Below are 4,915 nucleotides of genomic sequence, written 5' to 3'. Positions count from 1 at the left end.
CGATCCTTGATCAGGCGAACCGCTTCGATCTTGAACTCACGCCCAAACTTCCGTCGCTGCATATGCCACCTCCGGCTTCATGAAACACCCAATCGCGGTGTCCACGAAACCGGCAGCAGGCCATATTGGCGAGGACAGCGAAGCGCTTCGGCAGCGCCTCGACCGCGCTCCGGCGCTCCGCGAGGAGAGTGCCGCAGCGCGCTCCAACCGGACTCGTCTGATCAGGATCCTGCGCGCCGAAGGTTTTCTCGGCGTCGATGCCGGCACCGGCGGTCTGCTGGGAGCCATGGCGAAGGCCGGTGTCTTCCGGCTCGGCGGCACCCTCGTCGGGACGATCGCCTTTCGCCTCTACGAAGGCGAGCTGGGTGTCCGTTACGGCCTCGATCAGGCGGCGCAGACCAACGATATCGACATAGCCAGTTTCGAGCGCTTGTCGCTCGCACTCGGCGACGTGGTCGAGGAGACGCTTCCGCGCCTGCTGGCGGGGTTTTCGTTCGAACCGGCGCCGGTGCTCGACCAGCGCCGGGCGTGGCGCTGGAAACAGAGCCGTAGCGAGACGCTCGTCGAATTTCTCACGCCTGCGTTCACGGAGCGCGAGGAACCGCGGCCGCTGCCGGCGCTCGGCGTCCATGCGCAGTCGCTGCATTATCTCAATTATTTGATCGCTGAGCCGATCAAGGCAGCCGTCACCTATCGCAGCGGCGTGCTGGTCCAAATTCCTCGCCCCGAGCGATTCGCCATTCACAAGCTGATCGTCTCGGACCGCAGGCAGGGTGGCCCAAACAGCCTCAAGGCGGTGAAGGATCGCCGCCAGGCTGCCGTGTTGATCGATATTCTCGCTCGCGACCGGCCTGACGAATTGCGAGAAGCCTATGCCGACGCGCTGGGGCGCGGAGCACGCTGGCGGGAACGCCTTGCCGCCGCCATTGCGCGCATCGACGGCCTGGAGAAGCGGCTGGCGGCGCTGTGAAAGCCCATCTGGAGCATTTTCAAGCGAAGTGGCCACCGGTTCGCGTGAAGAAAATGCGATAAAACAAAAAAAATTAGAGCATTTCCGCGATTCGAAGAAGCACGGAAATGCTCTAGGATCGCTCAGCCCAGCACGCCGCCCTTGCGGGCGTGCTCGATATAGATCTCGCGCAGCCTGAGCGTCGCCGGTCCCGGCGCGCCGTTGTGGATGCTGTGGCCGTCGATCGTCGTCACCGGCATCACCAGGCTGGTGGCCGAGGTGATGAAGGCTTCCTCGGCGTCTAGCGCCTCCGCGAGCGTGAACTCGCGCTCCTCGAAGGTAAAGCCGCTCTCGGCGAGGAAGGCGAGCACCGCCGTGCGGGTGATGCCGGGCAGGACCTTGTTGGAGAGCGGCCGCGAGATCAGCGTCTTGCCCTTGACGATCCAGGCGGTCGAGGAGGCGCCCTCGGTGACGACGCCGTCCTCGATCAGCCAGGCCTCCTGCGCGCCGTTTTCGGCGGCGAACTGCTTGGCCAGCACCGGGCCGAGCAGGTTGACGCTCTTGATGTCGCGGCGCGCCCAGCGCAGATCCGCCGTGCTCACCACCTTGATGCCGGTCTTCGCCAGCGGCGTATCGGCAAACTGGCGCGCCTGGGTGAACAGGATCAGCGTCGGCTTCACATCCTTCGGGAAGGCGAAGTCGCGGTCGGCGGCGCCGCGCGAGACCTGGAGATAGATGCTGCCTTCGCCGAGAGCGTTGCGGGCGATCATCTCCTGATGGATCGCGACCAGCTCGGCCTTGCTCCAGGCCAGCTTGAGTCCGATCTCGTTGCAGGAGCGCTCCAGCCGGGCGAGATGCGCCTCGCAGTCGACGAGCTTGCCGCCGAGCACGGCCGAGACCTCATAAATGCCGTCGCCGAAGATGAAGCCGCGGTCGAAGATCGAGATCGTCGCCTCTTCCTCGGGAAGATAGGCGCCATTGACGTAGACGGTGCGGCTCATCGCTCGGCTCTCTTGATGGGGGAACGCCCCTTCCTAGCCGAGCGGCGCGCGCGAGGCGAGAGGCCGGCGTGGCGGGCGGGCCGGCTCCTGGCGCAAGGCGGGGATTTGTCGTGCATCCTCCGCGGTCGTCCCGGGCGGAGCGCAGCGGAGACCCGGGACCCATGCCGAACCGTTCGGGCATGGCTCCTGGATCGGCGCCGCGGAGTTTATCCTTGGGCCGGCCAAGGGCCGGACCCGAGGGCGGCTTGTCCGGGATGACCAGGGAGGAGAACGCGCCTCAGCCCTTCAGCGCCGCCGCGATCAGTCGCTGCGTATAGGGCTGTTGCGGGTTCTCGAAGATCGCTTCCGTCGGGCCGTTCTCGACGATCCTGCCGTCCTTCATCACCATGATCTCGTCGGCCATGGCGCGGACCACGGCGAGGTCGTGGCTGATGAAGAGATAGGACAGGTCGTGCCGCGCCTGCAGGTCCTTGAGAAGGGCGACGATGCTCTTCTGCACGGTGCGGTCGAGCGCCGAGGTCGGCTCGTCGAGCACCACCAGTGCCGGATGCAGGATCATGGCGCGGGCGATCGCGATGCGCTGGCGCTGGCCGCCGGAGAACTCGTGCGGATAGCGGTTGCGCAGGCGCGGATCGAGCGAGACCTCGGCCAGCGCTTCCGCCGCGCGACGCTCGCGTTCGGCTCGCGACAGGCCAGGCTCATGGACCAGCAGCCCCTCGGTGACGATCTCGCCGACTGTGAGCCTGGGCGAGAGTGAGCCATAGGGATCCTGGAAGACGATCTGCAGGCTTTTGCGCAGGGGCCGCATCGCGGCACGGTCGAGCGGCATCAGCGCCCGGTCCTCGAAGCGCAGCAACCCGCCTGCCGGGACGAGCCGCAGCACGGCGCGGCCGAGCGTCGACTTGCCAGAGCCGGATTCGCCGACGATGCCGATGGTCTGGCCACGCCGCAGCGTCAGGGCGACGCCGTCTACCGCGTGCAGCACCACCTTCTCGCGCCGAAGGAAGCCGCGGCTCAGCTCGTAGCTGACGCGCAGGTCGCGCGCCTCCAGCAGCATCGGCGCATCGGCTGGCGGTGGCGCCTTGCGGCCCTGCGGCTCGGCGGCGAGCAGGGCGCAGGTATAGGGATGGGAGGGGGCGGCGAAGATCGCGGCGGCGCTGCCGCTTTCGACGACCTCGCCCTCCTTCATCACATGGACGCGCTCGGCGTATTTCCGCACCAGGCCGAGATCATGCGTGATCAGGATCACCGCCATGCCGAGCCGCTGCCGGAGCTCGGCGAGCAGGGCGAGGATCTCGGCCTCGATGGTGACGTCGAGCGCCGTCGTCGGCTCGTCGGCGATCAGGATGTCGGGATCGTTGGCGAGCGCCATCGCGATCATCACGCGCTGACGCTGGCCGCCGGAAAGCTCGTGCGGATAGGAATCGAGCCGTCGTTCGGGGTGCGGAATGCTGACCAGCTTCAGCAGCTCGAGCGCGCGCGCCCGCGCCGCCTTACGCGACAGGCCCTGATGCCGGCGCAGCGGCGCCGCCATCTGCGTGCCGATCCGGAACAGCGGATCGAGCGAGGTCATCGGTTCCTGGAAGATCATCGCGAGCTTCTTGCCGCGATAGGCGTTGAGCCTGGCCGGCGGCAGGCCGAGCAGCTCGGCCCCGCGATAGCGGATCGAGCCCGATGCCTCGCCATTGCCGGCGAGCAGGCCCATCGCCGCCATCACGCTCTGGCTCTTGCCGGAACCGGATTCGCCGACGATGGCGACGAATTCGCCGGCGCCGACATCGAGGTCGATGCCACGCACCGCCTCGACCATGCCGTCATTGGTGCGGAAGCGGACGCGCAGGTCGCGGATGGAGAGGATAGGTTCGGCCGCCGTCATGGCGCGTGCTCCCTCCCCCCTTTTGGGGGAGGGTTGGGGAGGGGGGTATCGAGAGCGATTGGCGAGAAAGCTCCGCGAGTAGCTGGTCGAGAGCGCCCATGCTCCGCAACCTCACGGCTGACTACCCCCCTCTCTATCTCTCCCCCACAAGGGGGGAGAGGACCCGTCGCGGCGCTCATACCCTTTCCCATCTCAGCGATCCTTCGGGTCGAGCGCGTCGCGCAGGCCGTCGCCGAGGAAGTTCAGCGCGAACAATGTCGTCACCAGGAAGGCGGCGGGAAAGGCGAGCATCCAGGGCGTCGCCTGGATCGCCCGCGCCCCGTCGGAGATCAGCACGCCCCAGCTCGTCATCGGCTCCTGTACGCCTAGGCCCAGGAAGGAGAGGAAGCTCTCGAGCAGGATCACCTTCGGGACCAGCAGGGTGACGTAGACGATGATTGGGCCGAGCGTGTTGGGGACGACATGGCGCTTCAGGATGCCGCCGGTCGAGACGCCGAGCGCCTCGGCCGCCAGCACATATTCCTGGCGCTTGATCGAGAGCGTCTGGCCCCGGACGATCCTCGCCATGTCGAGCCATTCGATGGCGCCGACGGCGAGGAACATCAGGATGAAGTTCCGCCCGAAGAACACCACCAGCAGGATGACGAAGAAGATGAAGGGCAGGCAATAGAGCACGTCGACGATGCGCATCATCACCATGTCGACGCGCCCGCCGAGATAGCCGGCAGTCGCGCCATAGGCGACGCCGATCACCAGCGCGACGCCGGTGGCGAGCAGGCCGATGGCGAGCGAGACCCGGCCGGCGACCAGGGTGCGGGTCAGCAGGTCGCGGCCATTGGCGTCGGTGCCGAACAGGAAATGCCGGCGCTTGATCGGGACTTCGAGCACGAGCCTGCGGCCTTCCTGTTCAGTGGCCGTGATCCGCGGCGTGCCGAACTGGTCGGAGCGGTCGAAATAGACCAGCAGGCGCTGGTCGATCGGCCTCGGCGAGGTCAGCACCAGCCGGACCTGGGTTGCCTCCAGCACGATCTCGCCAGGTGTCGCCCGGATGCGCGAGGCGATGCGCTGCACCGCGGCCGGTAGCGCCTC

General features: G+C 67.2%; 4 protein-coding genes. 1 reads left to right on the top strand and 3 read right to left on the bottom strand.

From position 1 onward, the window contains the following. The first annotated feature begins 97 nt into the window (after nucleotides 1-97). The gene (locus V6M56_RS19430; RefSeq protein ID WP_332686076.1) at nucleotides 98-970 is read left to right on the top strand and encodes a nucleotidyltransferase family protein; all 873 of its coding nucleotides are present in this window, start codon (nucleotides 98-100) and stop codon (nucleotides 968-970) included. A 122-nt stretch (nucleotides 971-1,092) separates the two neighbouring features. Here the strand turns inward: V6M56_RS19430 and V6M56_RS19425 are convergent, their stop codons facing one another. From V6M56_RS19425 to V6M56_RS19415, 3 genes are all read right to left on the bottom strand, one after another. Continuing rightward, on the bottom strand, nucleotides 1,093-1,950 hold the full coding sequence (locus V6M56_RS19425; RefSeq protein WP_332686074.1) for a D-amino-acid transaminase: 858 nt from the start codon (nucleotides 1,948-1,950) through the stop codon (nucleotides 1,093-1,095). A gap of 277 nt (nucleotides 1,951-2,227) precedes the next feature. Next, nucleotides 2,228-3,826, bottom strand: a complete 1,599-nt coding sequence (locus V6M56_RS19420; protein WP_332686072.1) for an ABC transporter ATP-binding protein — start codon at nucleotides 3,824-3,826, stop codon at nucleotides 2,228-2,230. A 192-nt stretch (nucleotides 3,827-4,018) separates the two neighbouring features. Then, a partial coding sequence (locus V6M56_RS19415) for an ABC transporter permease subunit (RefSeq protein ID WP_332686070.1) occupies nucleotides 4,019-4,915 on the bottom strand: 897 nt, incomplete at its 5' end.

Origin of the sequence: Allobosea sp. (assembly GCF_036675845.1) — a bacterium.
GTDB lineage: Bacteria > Pseudomonadota > Alphaproteobacteria > Rhizobiales > Beijerinckiaceae > Allobosea.
The sequence above is the reverse complement of the archived record's forward strand: the minus strand, read 5'-3'. Positions and strand labels throughout refer to the sequence as shown.

Bases quoted from the DNA above. Each gene is read 5' to 3' on its own strand.
- V6M56_RS19425 (WP_332686074.1), bottom strand. From the start codon at position 1,950: ATGAGCCGCACCGTCTACGTCAATGGCGCCTATCTTCCCGAGGAAGAG.
- V6M56_RS19420 (WP_332686072.1), bottom strand. From the start codon at position 3,826: ATGACGGCGGCCGAACCTATCCTCTCCATCCGCGACCTGCGCGTCCGC.